The organism is Gordonia sp. GONU (assembly GCF_024733855.1).
Classification (GTDB): Bacteria; Actinomycetota; Actinomycetes; order Mycobacteriales; family Mycobacteriaceae; genus Gordonia; species Gordonia amicalis.
Window position 1 is genome coordinate 157156 of the sequence record NZ_JANRHB010000002.1, and the last position, 17943, is coordinate 175098.

The 17943-nt window shown below is 68.1% G+C and carries 16 protein-coding genes and 1 riboswitch; of the genes, 5 read left to right on the top strand and 11 right to left on the bottom strand.

From position 1 onward, the window contains the following. Positions 1 to 33 precede the first annotated feature (33 nt). The 3 genes from folE to hpt form a co-directional block, all read right to left on the bottom strand. The gene (gene folE, locus NWF34_RS02690; protein ID WP_024499381.1) at positions 34 to 645 is read right to left on the bottom strand and encodes a GTP cyclohydrolase I FolE; all 612 of its coding nucleotides are present in this window, start codon (positions 643 to 645) and stop codon (positions 34 to 36) included. A 10-nt stretch (positions 646 to 655) separates the two neighbouring features. Further along, positions 656 to 3067 (bottom strand): ATP-dependent zinc metalloprotease FtsH, encoded by a 2412-nt coding sequence (gene ftsH, locus NWF34_RS02695; RefSeq protein WP_258324184.1) that lies wholly within the window; start codon positions 3065 to 3067, stop codon positions 656 to 658. Positions 3068 to 3243: 176 nt separating this feature from the next. After that, positions 3244 to 3807 (bottom strand): hypoxanthine phosphoribosyltransferase, encoded by a 564-nt coding sequence (gene hpt, locus NWF34_RS02700; protein ID WP_024499383.1) that lies wholly within the window; start codon positions 3805 to 3807, stop codon positions 3244 to 3246. A gap of 321 nt (positions 3808 to 4128) precedes the next feature. Here hpt and NWF34_RS02705 point away from each other — a divergent pair, with 321 nt between their 5' ends. Continuing rightward, the gene (locus tag NWF34_RS02705) at positions 4129 to 4854 is read left to right on the top strand and encodes a glycine zipper family protein (protein WP_258324245.1); all 726 of its coding nucleotides are present in this window, start codon (positions 4129 to 4131) and stop codon (positions 4852 to 4854) included. Between the two features lie 44 nt (positions 4855 to 4898). Here NWF34_RS02705 and tilS read toward each other — a convergent pair whose 3' ends face one another. The 3 genes from tilS to dacB are packed head-to-tail and all read right to left on the bottom strand — an operon-like array spanning position 4899 to position 8253. Continuing rightward, positions 4899 to 5855 carry a tRNA lysidine(34) synthetase TilS gene (gene tilS, locus NWF34_RS02710; RefSeq protein ID WP_258324185.1) on the bottom strand — a complete coding sequence of 319 codons (957 nt, stop codon included), beginning with the start codon at positions 5853 to 5855 and terminating at the stop codon, positions 4899 to 4901. Then, on the bottom strand, positions 5834 to 6931 hold the full coding sequence (locus NWF34_RS02715) for a zinc-dependent metalloprotease (protein WP_024499386.1): 1098 nt from the start codon (positions 6929 to 6931) through the stop codon (positions 5834 to 5836). Before NWF34_RS02715 ends, tilS begins: the two co-directional genes overlap by 22 nt. Then, positions 6928 to 8253 carry a D-alanyl-D-alanine carboxypeptidase/D-alanyl-D-alanine-endopeptidase gene (gene dacB / locus NWF34_RS02720; protein ID WP_258324246.1) on the bottom strand — a complete coding sequence of 442 codons (1326 nt, stop codon included), beginning with the start codon at positions 8251 to 8253 and terminating at the stop codon, positions 6928 to 6930. The genes NWF34_RS02715 and dacB overlap by 4 nt, the downstream gene beginning before the upstream one ends. A gap of 307 nt (positions 8254 to 8560) precedes the next feature. On the opposite strand from dacB, the gene NWF34_RS02725 reads away from it, so the two are divergent. Continuing rightward, positions 8561 to 9073 carry an inorganic diphosphatase gene (locus NWF34_RS02725; protein ID WP_258324186.1) on the top strand — a complete coding sequence of 171 codons (513 nt, stop codon included), beginning with the start codon at positions 8561 to 8563 and terminating at the stop codon, positions 9071 to 9073. Between the two features lie 78 nt (positions 9074 to 9151). On the opposite strand, the gene NWF34_RS02730 is transcribed toward NWF34_RS02725, so the two are convergent. Both NWF34_RS02730 and NWF34_RS02735 read right to left on the bottom strand, forming a co-directional pair. Continuing rightward, complete coding sequence (locus tag NWF34_RS02730; protein WP_258324188.1) at positions 9152 to 9604, bottom strand: hypothetical protein; 453 nt, start codon at positions 9602 to 9604, stop codon at positions 9152 to 9154. Next, on the bottom strand, positions 9601 to 10944 hold the full coding sequence (locus NWF34_RS02735; RefSeq protein WP_258324189.1) for an aminotransferase class V-fold PLP-dependent enzyme: 1344 nt from the start codon (positions 10942 to 10944) through the stop codon (positions 9601 to 9603). The genes NWF34_RS02730 and NWF34_RS02735 overlap by 4 nt, the downstream gene beginning before the upstream one ends. 17 nt (positions 10945 to 10961) lie before the next feature. After that, positions 10962 to 11076: riboswitch (SAM riboswitch) on the bottom strand. 112 nt (positions 11077 to 11188) lie between these two features. Here NWF34_RS02735 and NWF34_RS02740 point away from each other — a divergent pair. Next, positions 11189 to 12268 (top strand): isochorismate synthase MenF, encoded by a 1080-nt coding sequence (locus tag NWF34_RS02740; RefSeq protein ID WP_258324247.1) that lies wholly within the window; start codon positions 11189 to 11191, stop codon positions 12266 to 12268. 100 nt (positions 12269 to 12368) lie between these two features. Beyond that, a complete protein-coding gene (locus tag NWF34_RS02745; RefSeq protein WP_258324190.1) occupies positions 12369 to 13922 on the top strand; it encodes an MFS transporter in 1554 nt (517 codons plus the stop codon). Positions 13923 to 13949: 27 nt separating this feature from the next. Here the strand turns inward: NWF34_RS02745 and NWF34_RS02750 are convergent, their stop codons facing one another. Genes NWF34_RS02750 through NWF34_RS02760 form a run of 3 tightly spaced genes read right to left on the bottom strand, consistent with a single transcriptional unit; the run spans position 13950 to position 16167 of the window. Beyond that, on the bottom strand, positions 13950 to 15167 hold the full coding sequence (locus NWF34_RS02750; RefSeq protein ID WP_258324191.1) for an O-succinylhomoserine sulfhydrylase: 1218 nt from the start codon (positions 15165 to 15167) through the stop codon (positions 13950 to 13952). Further along, positions 15164 to 15577 (bottom strand): rhodanese-like domain-containing protein, encoded by a 414-nt coding sequence (locus tag NWF34_RS02755; protein WP_006437783.1) that lies wholly within the window; start codon positions 15575 to 15577, stop codon positions 15164 to 15166. Before NWF34_RS02755 ends, NWF34_RS02750 begins: the two co-directional genes overlap by 4 nt. Continuing rightward, positions 15574 to 16167 (bottom strand): DUF4878 domain-containing protein, encoded by a 594-nt coding sequence (locus NWF34_RS02760; RefSeq protein WP_258324192.1) that lies wholly within the window; start codon positions 16165 to 16167, stop codon positions 15574 to 15576. Before NWF34_RS02760 ends, NWF34_RS02755 begins: the two co-directional genes overlap by 4 nt. Positions 16168 to 16482: 315 nt before the next feature. Between NWF34_RS02760 and NWF34_RS02765 the strand changes: the two genes are divergently transcribed. Beyond that, positions 16483 to 17880, top strand: coding sequence for an FAD-dependent oxidoreductase (locus NWF34_RS02765; RefSeq protein WP_258324193.1), 1398 nt, complete (start codon positions 16483 to 16485; stop codon positions 17878 to 17880). Positions 17881 to 17943 lie beyond the last annotated feature (63 nt).

Sequence of the window (17943 nt, forward strand, 5' to 3'; positions counted from 1 at the left end):
TTTCCGACGGGGTCATCGGGAGATCAGCCGGACTCACCGGGTGATCAGGTCGAGGGCTTCGCCGCGGGATACCGCACTGGTCTTGAAGATTCCGCGGACGGCCGAGGTCGTGGTGGTCGCTCCGGGCTTGCGAATGCCGCGCATCGCCATGCACAGGTGCTCTGCCTCGATCACCACGATGACGCCGCGGGGCCCGAGCTTGCGCATGACGGCGTCGGCGATCTGACTCGTCAGCCGCTCCTGGACCTGCGGCCTCTTGGCGTACAGGTCGACGAGCCGCGCGAGCTTCGACAGGCCGGTGACCCGGCCGGACTCACCCGGGATGTAGCCGACGTGCGCGACGCCGTGAAAGGACACCAGGTGATGCTCACAGGTGGAGTACATCGGGATGTCCTTCACCAGCACGAGTTCGTCGTGGTCCTCGTCGAACGTGGTGGCGAGAACGTCGTCGGGATCGGTGTACAGACCCGCGAACATCTCGCGGTACGCGTTGGCCACGCGCGTCGGCGTGCGGATCAGACCTTCACGGTCGGGATCCTCGCCGACGGCCAGCAGCAGCTCTCGGACCGCGGCCTCGGCACGTGCCTGATCGAACTCCGATCGGTGCCCATCCACCACGGCGTCGTGCCCCTTGCTGATCGTCATGCGTCAAACCTTACGAGCTTCGCCCGTTTTCACCCTCACCGGCACTGTCCGGTCGGGTGGTCCCGTTCTCGCCGCGCCGGTCCCAGCCGTTGGTCCCGTTGGAGCCGGGACGCTCGGTCGAGGACTGTTCCGGTGGCCACCCCGGCGCCGACCAGTCCCGCGGGGCACCGTAGTCCGGCCGCGTGCCACCGGTGTACGGGCCACCCGGAGGGGGCGTGGACTGACCCGGGTTCGGGTACTGCGGGTTCGGGTACTGCGGATTCGGATATTGGGGACCCGGGTTCTGCGGACCCGGATACTGGGGATTCGGGTACTGGGGATTCGGGTAGTGGGGGTTCGGGTTCCCCGGCGCCGGCGGAACCGGCCCGCCCTGGGCACCCGGCTCCGGATAGAGCGGCGGGTAGTTCGGCACCTGACCGGGCGCCTGCGCACCACCGGGATAACCTGCACCCACGGGCTCGGGGACCTTCGCCTCCTCCGGCGGAGGCCACGGCTCGCCGCGCTCGATGGCGAGCTCGCCCGGCGTCTTCACCGGCGGCTTGTCGCTCGGGGTCCGCTCACCGAAGTCGTTGAAGGCGGTGATCCGCGGACGCTTGACGACATCGGAGAAGATCTTCTCCAGATCCTTGCGGGTCAGCGTTTCCTTCTCGAGCAGCTCGGTGGCGAGCACGTCGAGGGTGTCGCGGTACTCGGTGAGGATGGCCCACGCCTCGGTGTGCGCCGCCTCGATGAGACGGCGGACCTCGTCGTCGATCTCGCTGGCGATCTCGGCCGAGTAGGCCGACTGCGCTCCCATCGAACGACCCAGGAACGGATCGCCCTGGTCCTGGCCGTACCGCACGGCACCCAGCTTCGCGCTCATGCCGTACTCGGTGACCATCGCCCGTGCGATCTTGGTGGCCTGGTCGATGTCCGATGACGCGCCGGTGGTCGGCTCGTGGAAGACGAGTTCCTCGGCGGCACGACCACCCATCGCCATCACCAGGCGGGCGATCATCTCCGACCGCGTCATCAGGTCCTTGTCCTGCTCGGGGACAGCCAGGGCGTGGCCGCCGGTGCGGCCTCGCGCGAGGATCGTGACCTTGTAGATCGGGTCGAGGTCGGGCATCGCCCATGCCGCCAGGGTGTGGCCGCCCTCGTGGTACGCCACGACCTTGCGCTCGTGTTCGCTGATGATCCGGCCCTTACGACGCGGCCCGCCGATCACGCGGTCAACGGCTTCCTCGAGCGCCTCGGCGGTGATCGTCTGCTTGTTCTCACGTGCGGTGAGCAGCGCGGCCTCGTTGACGACGTTCGCCAGGTCGGCGCCGGACATGCCCGGCGTGCGCTTGGCGAGACCGTCGAGGTCGGCGTCGGAATCGATGGGCTTGCCCTTGGCGTGGACCCTGAGGATCGCGCGACGCCCGGCCATGTCGGGGTTGCCGACCGGGATCTGACGGTCGAAACGCCCGGGGCGCAGCAGCGCGGGGTCGAGGATGTCGGGCCGGTTGGTCGCCGCGATCAGGATGACGCCGGACCGGTCACCGAAGCCGTCCATCTCCACGAGGAGCTGGTTGAGTGTCTGCTCGCGTTCGTCGTGGCCACCACCGAGCCCTGCACCGCGCTGGCGTCCGACGGCGTCGATCTCGTCGACGAAGATGATGCAGGGACTGTTGTTCTTGGCCTGCTCGAACAGGTCCCGCACACGTGAGGCACCGACACCGACGAACATCTCGACGAAGTCCGAACCGGAGATCGTGAAGAACGGGACACCGGCCTCACCGGCAACCGCGCGCGCCAGCAGGGTCTTGCCGGTTCCGGGCGGGCCGAACAGCAGCACGCCCCTCGGGATCTTCGCGCCCAGCGCCTGATAGCGCGCCGGATTCTGGAGGAAGTCCTTGATCTCGTAGAGCTCCTCGACGGCCTCGTCGGCGCCGGCGACATCGGCGAAGGTCGTCTTCGGCATGTCCTTGCTCAGCTGCTTGGCCTTCGATTTGCCGAAGCCCATGACGCCACCGCGGCCACCGCCCTGCATGCGGCTCATCACGAAGAAGAACAGACCGAACAGCAGGATCATCGGCAGCACGAAGATGAGGATCTGCCAGAGCACCGACTGCTCGTTCACATTGGTGGTGTACTTCGTGCCGGTCTTCTGGACCGCGTCGAAGATCTGGTCACCGGCCTGCGCGGGGTACTTGGTGCTGATCTTGTCCGCGTCGGCGTCGTTGACCTTGATCGGGGAGTTGAGCTCGATGCGCAGCTGCTGCTCGCGGTCGTCGATGCTGATGAACTTGGTGTTCTTCTTGTTCAGCTGCTCCAGCGCGACGGAGGTGTCGACGCCCCGGTACTCGCGGTCGGAGTTGCTCATCACGCTCCAGCCCCACAGGGCGAGCAGGACGAGCGCCAGGATGGCGAGGTTGCGGAAGACTGTCTTACGGTTCATGCCAGTTGGTGGGGGTCCGACCGGCGCGCGGGATCGAGTCCCGGCGCCCACTCCGTTCCCATGTCCTTCCCATCGACGTACACATTGAGGCTACCGGTCAACGATCACGCTGGTGAAACCGTTCCCGCGGCAGATCCACCGCCATGACGCGCGGGTGTCGCGTGGACGCCGACGGGTCAGCTGCTGTAGACCGCGGGCTTGAGGCGCCCGATGTACGGCAGGTCCCGGTACCGCTCGGCGTAGTCGAGTCCGTATCCGACGACGAACTCGTTCGGGATGTCGAAGCCCACGTCGGCGACGCGCACCGGCGACCGCACGGCCTCGGGCTTGCGGAGCAACGTGCACACCTCGATGCTGCGGGGCGAACGCGTGGCGAGGTTCTTCATCAGCCACGACAGCGTGAGGCCGGAGTCGATGATGTCCTCGACGATCAGCACGTCGCGTCCCTCGATGTCGCGGTCGAGGTCCTTGAGAATTCGCACGACGCCCGACGAGGAGGTCGACGACCCGTAACTCGACACCGCCATGAACTCGAGCTGGGACGGGATCGGCAGGGCACGGGCGAAATCGGTCATGAACATGACCGCACCCTTGAGCACACCGATCAGGACCAGGTCGTCCTCGATCTCGGCGTAACGGGAGGCGACGGACCGGGCGAGTTCGACGGTGCGCTGCCGGATCTGTTCCTCGGTGATCAGAACAGCATCGATGTCAGCGGCATAGGGGTCTGCGGACTGCACCTTCACAGCTTGTCATGTTTCCCGGGTCACATGGACGACGGGTGCGAACTGCGGGCCGACATCGGGCTGACGCGAGTGTCAGTTGTTCACACTAATCGCGGGCCAGGTCACCGGGTTATCCGATTACAGTGGGATAACGAACAGTAACAGTGGCCACTCCGGAAACATTTCCGAACTATTACGGTGCTCGGTTTGTGAACGTGAAAACAGCCCGTGTGTCACCGCCGGGTAATGCAGGGTAATCCAGCCCCTGCGAATAGGATCGATCCCGGTTGCCCGACATCCACTCGGGGACCTCCCCTCCACGGAAAGATTTCCTTCATGTCAACTGATCGACAGGACGGGGCCTTGTCGCGCACACGCACGCGCACATTGGTCGCCGTTGTCATTTCCCTTGCCACGGTTGCGATCACAGCCCTCGCCGGGACCGCCCAAGCCGCACCGAAGCCGGGCGGCGCACCCACATACGATGCATCGTGGAATGCGTCTTCACTGACTCTCGCACTGCACAATGCATCGGCGAGCACCGAAAACGGGGTTCTGTCGATTCGAAACCTGTCGGGTGCGGAACTGTTCCGTATGCCTCTTACATATCGCAAGGAGTACCGCCAGTTCCCGATCGACGCACATAAGGCCGGAAACCGGGTCACGCTGATTCCGTCGCGCGATGCGGCTCGTTCGGTTCCGGTCAATCCCGTCGAGGTGGAGCAGGTCCGCGGCATCGCCCGGCACCAGGTCGCCGCACCTCAGACCCGTCAGGAGCGGGACGACCAGGCGCTGACGCGCTTCCAGCAGCAGCTCAGTGCGGGCACGAGCGTCTCGTCATTGGTCGGCACGATCATCGGCGCGATCGTCGGCGGAGTATTCGCTTGCACAGTCTTGCAGCTCGCTGCGCCAGTCGTGGGTTGTCTCGCCGGAGTCGCGCCGGCCGCCGCCGTCGGCGGCCTCGTCGGTCTCGCCATCGGCGGCGGCGGCACGCTGATCGGTGCAGCGATCCACTACTTCAACACGATCAACTCGCCGTTCACGCCGCCCAAGAAGCGGTGATGCGCTGAATCGACGGCACTGATTCGACGACACGACGGTCCGTCTCACCTCTTGGTGAGGCGGACCGTCAGCGTTTCGCCGACACGTTCCACGACGGTCCGGACGCCCGGGTCGCCGCCGATCGCCACCTGCGCGCTCCCGGCTGCGGGCCCGACGACGAGCCGATCCACCGCGCCGATGACCCGGTGCGTCGGCTCGGTCGCCCCGATGTCGATCAGCCAGCGTCGGATGACCCTGGTGCGCACGGCCCTCGGCAGGTCGTGCAGCGGCGCGATCTCCAGACCAGCGGGAGTGCCGGCCTTCTCCCACACCGCGTCCGCCCAGCCGTCGAGGGCGTCGTTGTCGTCCTGCAGACCGTCCGCGGTTCGGACCAGCGCGTCGACGACGCCGCCCCGGAGCACGTCGTCGAGCAACGGGATCACCTCGGCCCGCAACCGCACCCGGGTGAACCGCGGGTCGCGGTTGTGTGGGTCGTGGTGCATCGCCAGCCCGAGTTCGGTGCACACGGCCAGCGTCTGCATCCGGCGCACCTGCAGCAGCGGCCGCCCCCATGGCGCCTTCCACGCCCGCATGCCGGCGATCGATCGTGCCCCGGAACCGCGTGCGAGTCCGAGCAGTACGGTCTCGGCCTGGTCGTCGGCGGTGTGCGCGAGAAGTACCGGACGACCTTCTCGGGCGGCGTCGAGCGCCGCGTACCGTGCGTCCCGGGCAGCGGCCTCGAGTCCCCCGCGGGTCCCGACCCTGACCTCGAGCACGCGCGCGTCCGCACCGAGTCCGCGTGCGGTCTCGGCGGCGCGGGCGGCGACGCCGGCGGAACCCTTCTGGAGACCGTGGTCGACGACCAGCGCGGTGACGTCGAGTCCCGCGCCGACGGCCGTCGCCGTCAGGGCGAGCGAGTCCGCGCCGCCGGACAGCCCGACACAGACCGATGGGCGCGGCCCGTCGAGCCAGGTGGTCGCGAATTCCGCGACCACCCGCGTCACAGCACGCGTCGAATCCATGCCTGCGGGGTGTCGATCTCGTCCGGGAGCGGCATCGTGTCGGGTGAGGTCCACACCGTGTTGAACCGGTCCATGCCGACGGTTTCCACCACCTCGTCGACGAAGGCCTTGCCGCGGATGTACTGCGCGATCTTGGCATCCATGCCGATGAGAGCGCGGATGATGCGCTGAACCGGGTTCTGCGGGGCCTTACGGCGCTTGTCGAATGCGGTGCGAATACGGGCGACGGACGGGACGTGCGCCGGGCCGACGGCGTCCATCACGTGATCGGCGTGACCCTCGAGCAGCGTGCCCAGGACCATCATCCGCTGGAAGGCTTCGAACTGCTCGGGGCTCTGCAGCAGCTGCATCGCGCCGATGATGCCCTTCTCACGGGGTTCGGACCCCCTCAGTGCCTTGGTCATCCGCGTGACGATCTCGGTGGTCGACTCACCGGTCTCGGAGGTGAGCACGGCGACGTTGTCCTGCATGTAGTCACGCAGCCACGGATTGGCGGAGAACTGCACGCGGTGGGTCACCTCGTGGAGGCAGACCCACAGCCGGAAGTCGGACGGCACGACCTTGAGCTGTCGTTCGACGTTGATGATGTTGGGTGTCACGACCATCAGCACGCCGGGTTCACCGGTCTCCGGATCGGGCGTGAACGGGTCGTACTGGCCGAGGATGGCCGTGGAGAGAAAGGCCAGCAGACCCCCGGCCTGGACACCGCCGAACTTGGCGGCGAAGCCGTGCGAACCCACGTCGGTGCCGGCGGCGTCGGCCCCCAGCATCGATCGCATCGAGTCGGAGGCCGCGTCGATCCAGCCCGGCCGGTCGAGGATGCGGGTCGTCGGGATGCGGAGTCCGTCGGCGAGACCGGTGACCTCGCGAACCGGTGCCTCCGCCCGAGTCGCCGCGTCGCCGAGTTCGGCCTGCGCGGCCTCGTAGGTGTAGGCCGTGGTCTTGGGGCCGGGCCGCACGAGCCGCTTCGCGGTCGAGGCGGCGAGCGGCCAGTCGATCTGCGACCCGATGCTCAGGCGAGTGTCCTCACTCACCGGCTCGACCTCGGTCTTGCTGTCGGTTCCAGGCATGCTCATCGGCACCCGCACTCTCTGAGTTGGCCCACCACGGCGTCGAGGGCGGGTCTCGCGTCCGCCGGCGAGGTGCCGCCGGACATCAGGGCGAACGACAGCACGCGGCCGTCGATCGTTTGCACTATGCCCGTCAACGAACTGACCCCGGTGAGTGTTCCGGTCTTCGCGCGCACCCATCCGGCACCCGGAGTGGTGGCGATCGGGAAACGGTCGGTGAGGGTGCCGGCGCCGGCGGCGATCGGCAGTCCGTCGAGCATTGGTCGCAGCGCCGGCCGCGAGGGTCCGCTGGCCGCTGTCATCACCGCGTCGAGCAGCGCGGGGGTGGTGCGGTTGGCGTAAGAGATGCCCGACGCGTCGGCCAGCGTGGTGCCCTTCCACTGGTCGGGGAACGTGGTGGAGAGGACCTGCTCGACGGCGTCGACTCCGGCGGCCAGGGTCGCCGGTCCACCGCGATGCACCGCGAGTTCGATCGACAGCGTCTCGGCCAGCACGTTGTCGCTGTGGCGGAGCATGTCGTTGACCCGCGTCACCAGGGGCGCGGACTCGACCTTCGCGATGACGCGGTCGCCGGCGGGTGCGGGTGCGGTTGCCTCGGTCACCGGTGCGTCCACACCCAGCGCCGCGGCCAACGCCTCCCCGGCCATGATTCCGGGCGTCGCCGAGCGGGGTGAGTACTCGTCGAGCGGCTCGAGTCGGGCGCCGTCGACCATCAGCGACTCGATCGGGGCGATGTCGCCGCCCTGGATGTCTCGACGGTCCCACGTGCGGTCCATCGTCGGACCCGAGAAGGCGCTGAGATCAACCGCGACCGAGGTGACCGGAATCCCGGCCTGTTTGATCTGGTCGGCGAGGTCGGCGATGCGGCCGGGCTCGCTGTAGAAGGTGTCCGCGCGGGCCGGCTGCGCCGACAACGTGGGGTCGCCGGCACCCCTGAGGATCACCTGTCCGTCGGACCCGGCGACGACGGTGGTGGTCACCCGCGCGTCGTGCGGCATGGCCTCCAGGAAGGCGGCGGCCGAGAGCACCTTGTCGTTCGACGCGGGGATACGCGGACGGTCGGGATTGCGCGACCACAGGATCTCGCCGGTCAGCGAGTCGGAGATCATGCCGCTCAGGACGCCGAGCGCCGGATTCTGCAGTGCAGGTGCGATGGCTCGGGACACCCCGGCCGGCGTCGGCGACGGGGCGGAGGCGACGACCGGGTCGATCCGCGGGTCGACGGAGATCGCGGCGGGCTGCGGCGGGATTCCCGGCGGCAGCTCGGCCTCCTTGTCGAGCCGGAGTGCAACGACCACTGCCGCGGTCGACGCCAGCGCGAGGATCACGACTGCGGCGATCGTCCACCAGAGGAGTTTGCGACTGCGGGGTCTGCCATCGCGACCTGCGGGTCTGGTGGATGCGCCCACGAAGCCTCCGGATCTCTCGAACTGCACACCGACGGTGACGACGCCACTGGTCGGCGCACCACCCGGCCGAAATGTCGGATGTAAGCGACCCGGACATCCGCCGCACCCGCGAACTGCGGGGGTACGAAGTCCGAGGTCGTCGGACTAACAGTATCGTTGTTGCGACGCGCGGCCATCTGGGCCGCCCGGCGAGCACACCCCCGATCCGCAACTGCCAGGAGGAACAGTGGAATTCGATGTGACCATCGAGATCCCCAAAGGTGGCCGTAACAAGTACGAGGTCGACCACGAGACGGGCAAGGTCTACCTCGACCGCTACCTGTACACCTCGATGGGCTACCCGGCCGACTACGGGTACATCGACGGCACCCTCGGCGAGGACGGCGACCCGCTCGACGCGATGGTCCTGCTGCCCGAGTCGGTGTTCCCCGGCATCATCGTGCGCGCCCGCATCGTCGGCATGTACACGATGACCGACGAGGCCGGCGGCGACGACAAGCTGCTGTGCGTGCCCGCCGGTGACGTGCGCTGGGACCACATCAAGGACATCTCCGACGTGTCGGAGTACGAGCTGGGCCCGATCTCGCACTTCTTCGAGCACTACAAGGACCTCGAGCCCGGCAAGGAGGTCCAGCCGGGCGGTTGGGTCGGCCGGGAGGCCGCCGAGAAGGTCGCCCAGGAGGCCATCGCCCGTCTCGCGGAACAGCCCCACGAGGCCAACGAGCCCTCGCGAGGCTGACGCCACCTCACGAGTCGTACACCGACCGCCGACGACACATGCTGTCGTCGGCGGTCGTTGCGTTTCGCTCCGGCGTCGTCAGGCGACGCGGTGACGAACGTCGGCGAAGACCGGCAGCACCTGCTCGCGGATTCGACGGTCGGTGGCCGAACCGTCGATCGGGACCAGGATCACGGCGTCGGCGACCTCGGCGACGTAGATGTCGCGTAGCAGCGTGATCAGACCGTGGGTGGTGCCGACGTAGCGGATGGTCTCCGAGTCGTCGGTGGAGGTACCGGCGTGCTCGACGGCGGCGCGAGCCGACGCCGCGTGCGGCGCGATGGCCACCTCGACCTCGAGGGCGACCGCGAAGTTCGCCTGGTCGTGGGTGCCCGCCCGCAGCAGCGCGCGTGCACGCTGGGCGTCCCGCAGCGTCTCACGACGCACGACGATCGGGAAGGTCAGTGCCACCGCATCTCCCGCGCCCGCGACCTGGAAGCCCGGACGTCCGATGGTGACGGCGGTGGGCGGTGTGGAGAATTCGATGGTCATGCCGGGTACCCCTCGTCGAGTTCGGGTCGGGTGGTGGTCGTGGTGACGCGGCGCGAAGCGAGTGCGTCGAGCAGGCGGTCGATGTCGTCGGAGGTGGTGCCCGCTCCGAAGCTCGCACGGACGGCACCCTCGGGATGACCGAGCCGCTTGAGCAGCGGGTGAGCACAGAACTTGCCGTCGCGCACGCCGATTCCGTGCTCGTCGCTCAGGTACTCCGCCACGGCCCGCGGCGCGACGCCGTCGACGGTGAACCCTGCGATGCCGACGCGGTCGGTGGAGTCGGTGAAGATCTGCAGCGGTCGCACACCGTCGATGCGCGCCAGTCTGGTGTCGAGCCGTTCGCAGAGCCGGAGTTCGTGGAAGCCGATGGCCTCGGGTCCCAGCTCGGCCAGCGCGGTGCACGCCTCGGCGATCGACACCGCACCGAGCACGTTCGGCGAACCGGCTTCGTGACGAGCAGCGCCGGTGTGCCAGGTGGCGCCGGCGGTGTTGCCGCCGCGAGGGAGGTCGACGTCGGCGGTCGCGCACCCGCCGGCGAGGTAGGGGTCGGCAGCGTCGAACCAGTCGGAACGGCCGATGAGGACCCCGGCACCGAACGGCGCATACGCCTTGTGGCCGGAGAAGGCCAGGTAGTCGATGCCGTGACTGACGACCGAGAGGGGACGGTGCGCGACGAGCTGCGCCGCGTCGACCAGGATGCGCGCGCCACGGCGGTGGGCGATGGAGGCCAGCCGGCCGATCGGGAGGACCTCACCGGTGACGTTCGACGCGGCGGTCACCGCGAGCAGCGAGGCCGGCTGCGAGGCGAGTTCGGCGTCGATCGCCACGAGGGTGTCCTCGATCGTGTCGCAGGCGGTGACCACGCGGGCCCGGTTGCGGCCGTTCTTCGGTGCGCACCACGGCAGCAGGTTGGCGTGGTGCTCGATGTCGAGGACCACGACGTCGCCGGGAGTGATGTGGGCGGCGAGATTGATCGCGTCGGTGGTGTTGCGGGTGAACACGACCGTGTCGTCGACGCGGCCGCGGACGAACTCGCGGACGGTCTCACGCGCGGCCTCGTATCGGCGGGTGGTGATCTGCGACAGGTGGCCCGCACCGCGGTGCACGCTCGCGTACTCGCCGAGGGCTCCGGCGACCTGCGCGGCGACCGACGCCAGCGCCGGCGCGCTCGCTGCGTAGTCGAGATTGGCGTAACCGACGCTGCGCCCGGCGACGGGGACCTGTGCATCCGAGCCGACGACCGGTGCGAGCGCGGGGATGAACGGCCCGCGGTCGGCGAACACCGGTACATCGCGGACAGGACGGGCGGGTGTGACGGGTGCCGACAGCACAGCAGTCATGACGAGAACTCCTCGAGAATCCACACTTGCCGCGTTCGGGATCGAACGCAGCCAGGTCGTCACCCGGAGCACCCCACCGTGGAGGAGGGTTGCCGACCAGCGAGCCGGGGCTTGTCACTGGCACTCATGACCTGCGACAAGGTTCGCGGATCCCGCCCGAGGGTGTCAATTTAGGATCACCGTGATTCGAAGTTAGGACAGGCTTACCTGTACCCTGGCTGTTGTGTCATCGAGTGAGGTCTTCGTGCTGTCGCGCCCCCACGGCACCGTGCGGGGCGAAGGGGTGGTCCGGTCGTTCACCGACGTCGACGAGGCGTCCGCCGCGCTGCGGGCGGGTGAGGTCGGGTCGTTGACCGGGGCGATCCCGTTCGATGTCCGCGACCCCGCGGCGCTGGTGGCTCCCGCGCGGCTCCGCACCGGCGAGGCACCCCTGTCCGGGAGAGCGCCGCTGTCGCGCCGAGCGGTGTCGACCGTGAGCCACCCGGACAGGGATGAGCACCGCGAACGCATCGCGCATGCGGTCAAGCGCATCGTCGCCGGCGACGTCGGGAAGGTCGTGCTCGCACGCAGCGTCGACCTGGTGCTCGACGAGCGGATCCGGCCGGTGGAGTTGCTCGACGCACTCGCCGGCGGCAACGCGGGGCACAACGCCTTCGGCGTCGACCTCGGCGCCGCGACGGGTTCGGGTTCGTGGCTGCTCGGCGCCAGTCCCGAAGCGCTGCTGCGCAAGTCGGGTTCGACCGTGACCTGCCATCCCTACGCGGGTTCGGCACCACGGTCCGCCGACCCGGCCGTCGACCGGGCAACCGCCGACGAGTTGGCCGCGTCGACAAAGGATCTCGCCGAGCACGCGTTCGTCGTCGACCATCTGCGCGAACGCCTGGGGCACCTCTGCGACGAGGTCGACGCACCGTCGACACCACAGCTCGAGTCGACCGGCGAGATGTGGCATCTGGCCACCCCGATCCGCGCGACGCTGCGCGATCCGGCGGTCACCGCACTCGACCTCGCACTACTCCTCGGACCCACACCCGCAGTGTGCGGAACCCCGAGTGACGTTGCCGCGCAGATCATCCGCGAGGTCGAGGGCGATCGTGGCTTCTACGCGGGCACGGTCGGCTGGTGCGACGCCGCCGGCGACGGCGAATGGATGGTCGCCATCCGGTGCGCCGAGCTCGCGGCCGACGGCCGGAGTCTGCGCACATGGGCCGGCGGCGGCATCGTCGAACACTCCGACCCGCAGGCGGAACTCGACGAGACGCAGTTCAAACTACGGACCGTGTTCAACGCGCTCGGTATCCCCCTCGCGGACATCGTGAACTGACCCTCCGGTGAGCACGTCCTCCCGCAATCTCGCCTCCGACCATGAACGTCGGCGCTAAAGTCGATGAGCGTCGGGGCGAAGGGGCAGGGAGGCGTAGCGGGTGCCTGCGGAGCGGTCGACAACCCAGACGAGCATTCTGCCGATCATCTTCGCGCTGTCCCTGGCCTTCACGATCACGGCCATCGATCCACTGGTGCTGAGCCTGAATCTGCCGCAGGTGAGCCGGGAACTCGACGTCCCACCCACTGGTGTCGGATTGCTGGGTGGAATGTCGACGCTGGTCATGGCCGCGTCCGTCCTCGGCGCGGGAAATCTCGGCGACTCGATCGGACTCCGACGACTCCTGATGTCGGGTCTGGCCGTGGTCGCCGTCGCCGATGTGCTCGCCATGCTCTCGCCCGGGTATGGCTTTCTCCTGGCGATGCGCGTCGCGGCTGGCCTGGGCATGGCGGCGCTGCTCGGGGTATCGCTGGCCCTCCTCAAGACGTCGGTGACCGAAGAGCAGCGACCGAAGGCCATCGGCATCTTCGTCGCCATCGAGATGGTTCTCTGCGGGGTGCTCCCCGCTCTGACGGGCTGGGCCGTGACGGGTCTCGGCTGGCGGCTCGTGTTCCTGGTCGCACCACTGCTTGCCGTGGTCTCGATGCTGCTCACGGCAAGGTTCGTCCCGGAGTCGCCTCGTCAGGAGCGTGCGAAGCTGGACGTGATCGGCATCGTCCTGATCGGGATGGCACTCCTGACCCTCGTCATCGGACTCGCGGCCGCGCAGAACGGTATGCTCCGGCCCCAGACCTGGCTGCCGCTGCTCGTCAGTGTGCTCGGCGCGGTGCTCTTCGTCCGCCACGAACGCCGCACCCCCGAACCGGCACTGGATCTGTCACTGTTCGGCAACCGGACGTTCACGGTCGCGCTCGCAGCGACCTTCACACTCAACTTCCTGATCGCGGGACTCAGCATCGTCCTGGGGCAGTACGGCAGCAAGGTGCTCGCGCTGTCACCGCGGACGGTCGGACTGTTGTTCCTTCCCGGCTCACTGCTGATCGCCGGCGCGCTGATCATGTCCGGGAGTCTGATGGAGAAGTTCTCGCCGAGACCGGTGATGGTCGCCGGTCTCGCGACCATGGCGGCCGCCGGGCTGCTCATGGCCGGCACGGTCAGCCCGACCATGGCGTTGTGGCTGCTCGTGATGGCCGTATGGCTGTACAACCTCGGGTCGATGGTGAGTTCCACATCCGTGTCGGAGACGGTGCTCTCGCATGCGCCGAGTGGGCAGTCCGGAACAGTGGCCTCGGTGCAGACGGCCTTCGGGATGACGGGCTACGCGTTCGGGCCCACCGTGTACCTGCTCCTCCTGAATGCGTTCTTCAATCGTGAATGGCTCGCCGACACCGAACAACGGGGTCTGACGGTGACACAGGGACAAGAGGCCGTGGACGCCGCGCGCAGCGCGGTGGCGCGGAGTCCGGGTGGCGTCGGATACGACCCGAACCTGCTGCAGCAGGTGGGCGGCCTCGACCTCGGAGCGGACTTCTCCGACGCCGTGCGACTCACCATGCTGACCGTCAGTGTCCTGCCCATCGCGGTTGCGCTCGCCGTACTCAGGTTCCGTCATGAGCGCCCGGCTCGGGCGGCCGACGGCCGCCGCGACGCCTGACCGGCAGGAGAGCCAACGTGCGAGGGCTCAGCCGAGCGCCCGATCCAGGTCGGCGAGCAGGTCGTCGATGCCCTCGAGCCCGACCGACAGGCGAACCACCGAGTCGCTGAGACCGATCGCGGCACGTCCCTCGGGCCCCATCGCGCGGTGCGTGGTGGTGGCCGGATGGGTGATCAGCGACTTGGAGTCGCCGAGGTTGTTGGAGATGTCCACGACCCGCAGCGCGTTGAGGACCTCGAAGGCGCGCTTCTTGCCGTCGATGCCGTCGTGGTCGTTGAGCTCGAAGGTCACCACGGTGCCGCCGCCGGTCATCTGACTCTTGGCCAGCTCATACTGCGGATGCGACTGCAGGAACGGATATTTCACCCAGCGGACCCGTGGGTCGGCTTCCAGGAACTCGGCGATCCGCAGTGCCGAGGCCACCGAGGCGTCGACCCGCAGGCGCATCGTTTCGAGGCCTTTGACCAGCGTCCACGCGTTGAACGGGCTCAACGCCGGACCGGTGTGGCGCATCAGCTGCTGCACCGGACCGTCGATGTAGTCCTTGGTGCCGAGGACGGCACCACCCATCACGCGACCCTGACCGTCGATGTGCTTGGTGCCCGAGTAGACGATGACGTCGGCGCCGAGATCGAGACCGCGCTGCAGCAGCGGGGTGGCGAAGACGTTGTCCAGCACCACCTTCGCGCCCGCAGCGTGCGCGAGCTCGGACACCTTGACGACGTCGACGAGCATCTGCATCGGATTGGACGGGGTCTCGAAGAAGACGGCGTCGGTCGGCTTCGACAGTGCGCGTTCCCACTGTTCGAGGTCTTCACCGTCGACGAACTCGGTCTCCACGCCCCAGCGCGGCAGGATCTCGTTGCACACGACGAAGCAGGAGCCGAACAGGCTGCGGGCCGCCACGAGCCGGTCGCCCGCCTTGAGCAGGGCGCCGAGGGCCACGAACACCGCGGCCATTCCGCTGGCGGTCGCGAAGCAGGCTTCGGCACCTTCGAGCTGACGCAGGCGCTCCTGGAACATGTGGACGGTCGGGTTGCCGTACCGGGAGTAGACGAACCGCTGGTCCTCGCCGGTGAAGGCACGCTCGGCAGCCTCGGCGGAGTCGTAGACGTATCCGCTGGTCAGGTACAGCGCCTCGGCGGTCTCGTGGAACCCGGATCGCGCGAGGCCGCCGCGCACGGCGATGGTGTCGGGCGAAAGACCTTCCGGCAGTTCACGACTCACGGACAGATCAGCACTCACGATTGCCTCCACGGCAGATTTTCGGCTCGCCATCCAGACGCGCCGCGATGGTCGTTCCCGTCGAGGGCACCCTCGAACCCGTCGACCACGTTGTAGGCCTTGCCGATTCCGTCGGCGGTCGCCGCCTCGGCCGCACCGATCGATCGGTGCCCCGAGCGGCAGAGGAAGATGACCTCGTGGTCATCGGTCACCCCGGCACTGCGCAGCTGCTCGACGAACTGCTCGTTGCGTCGACCCTCGGGGAACGTCGTCCACTCGGCGAAGATCGTCCGCTTGCCCAGCACCTCGAGGTCGGGAACACCGACGAACGACCACTCGGCCTGCGTCCGACAGTCGACGAGAACCGCGTCGGGATTGTTCTCGAGCTTCTCCCACGCTTCCCGCGGGGTCAGGTCGCCGGCATAGGTCATGAGGAGCACACCTTCCATTCGCCGTTCTCGCGCACCACGGTCGTCTCCACGACCTGCTTGTCTTCGGACTTGTTCTTATAGTGCCAATGGACCTTCGCGGTCGCCCGGTCACCGTCGACCACCAGGTCGGTGATCTCGGGGATCTCGATGCGGCCGTTCTGGTCCAGCGACGCCTGGTTCTCCGCGACGAACTGCGCCTCGGCGGGGAAACCGGGCTTGTCCAGATCGGCATCGCACGTGTTCGCGCGGTACTCGGCGTAGTCGGGGCCGTTCTTGGCCGTGTAGAGGTCGTTGATGGCGTACTGGACCAGCGCGTCGTCGCTGACGCGTTCCTCGGGCGGCCGGGAGATGTTGGAGAGCACGATCCCGAGCACGACGAGCGCGACGACACCCGCGGCGACGAAGAACGGCCACGCGTTCTTCCAGTTCGGTGGTGCCTCGTCGACGACGGCGGCGTTCACGTCGGCGTCCGACGATCCGGCCTCACCGGACGCAGGCTTCTTCGAGGACGCGGCGCCCCGGGAGGTGTTCCGGGATGCGGCGCCCTTACCGGAGGGCTTGTCGGGGCCCCCGCCTGCAGCTTTGGCCATGGCGCGAAGTGTATAGACCGGCCGGGTGTGACCTCCGCCCGGCTTCTGCAGGCTCCCGCACGTCCCGTCGCCCGAGGCGAATGCGATGCCCGCGACCGTGTGGCAACCGCCCGGCACCCGGGAACGCTCCGGCCGGGGGCGTCGTCACGATGACGTCGAGAAGTGAGGATTACCTCACAGGAGATTTTGGCCGGGGACACCGAGCGCCTACCGTAGAAGGGATAGGCCATATCCAAGCGTGTCGACAGTAGGATCAGGGGTTTCGCATCCAGCACCTGCGTCGGGGCGCGCCGAGCAACGGAAGACACCTACTCCATGAGCGACAACAGCCGCCCGCTGCGGGTTGCGATCGTCGGTGCGGGTCCCGCCGGGATCTACGCCGCCGACGCGTTGATGAAGTCCGACACCGCCAAAGAGCGCGGCGTCAGCATCGACCTCTACGAGCGTATGCCGGCTCCGTTCGGTCTGATCCGTTACGGCGTCGCGCCTGATCACCCGCGCATCAAGGGCATCATCACCGCGCTGCACAAGGTGCTCGACAAACCGCAGGTCCGTCTGCTCGGCAACGTCGACTACGGCACCGACATCACGCTGGCCGAGCTGAAGCAGCACTACGACGCGATCATCTTCTCCACCGGCGCCACCGACGACCGTGCGCTCGACATCCCGGGCATCGACCTCGACGGCAGCTACGGCGCCGCGCAGTTCGTCGCCTGGTACGACGGTCATCCGGACTTCCCGCGCACCTGGCCGCTGGAGCAGGAGAAGGTCGCCGTCATCGGTGTCGGCAACGTCGCCCTCGACGTGGCGCGCGTGCTCGCCAAGACCGGCGACGAGCTGCTGCCGACCGAGATCCCGGCCAATGTCTACGAGGGCCTGAAGGCCAACAAGGCCATCGAGGTGCACGTCTTCGGTCGCCGCGGACCGGCACAGGCCAAGTTCACGCCGCTCGAGCTCAAGGAACTCGACCACTCGCCGAACATCGAGGTCATCGTCAACCCCGAGGACATCGACTACGACGAGGGCTCGGCCGTCGCCCGTCGTGGTTCGAAGATCACCGACCAGGTCGCGACGATCATCGAGAACTACGCGATCCGGGAACCGAAGCAGGGTGCGATCCACAAGCTGTTCCTGCACTTCTTCGAGAGCCCGGTCGAGATCCTCGGCGAGGACGGCAAGGTCGTGGGCCTGCGCACCGAGCGCACCCAGCTCGACGGCACCGGCAACGTGAAGCCCACCGGGAAGATCACCGACTGGGAGGTCGGCGCGGTGTACCGGGCGGTCGGCTACCTGTCGGACAACCTGCCCGAGATCCCCTTCGACTCGCAGGCGGGAGTCATCCCCAACGAGGCCGGACGTGTGTTCGACGAGGGTGAGCAGCTCACCGGCGTCTACACCACCGGCTGGGTCAAGCGTGGTCCGGTCGGCCTCATCGGCCACACCAAGGGCGACGCCAACGAGACCGTCGACTGCATCCTCAAGGACATGGAGGCCGAGAAGCTGCTCGAGCCCGCCGCGCCCGGCGAGGACGCGATCATCGAGCTGCTCGAGTCGAAGAGCATCCCGTTCACCACGTGGGACGGCTGGTACCGCCTCGACGAGCACGAGCGCGCCCTGGGTGCCGCCGAAGGCCGTGAGCGCGTGAAGGTCGTCGAGCGTGAGGACATGCTCGCCGCGTCGGAGCCCCACAAGGTGGCGCGCCCGTCGGCCTGATCGACACCGCCAGACCACACGAGAGGGGCGACCGGTTCTCACCGGTCGCCCCTCGTCGTTCGT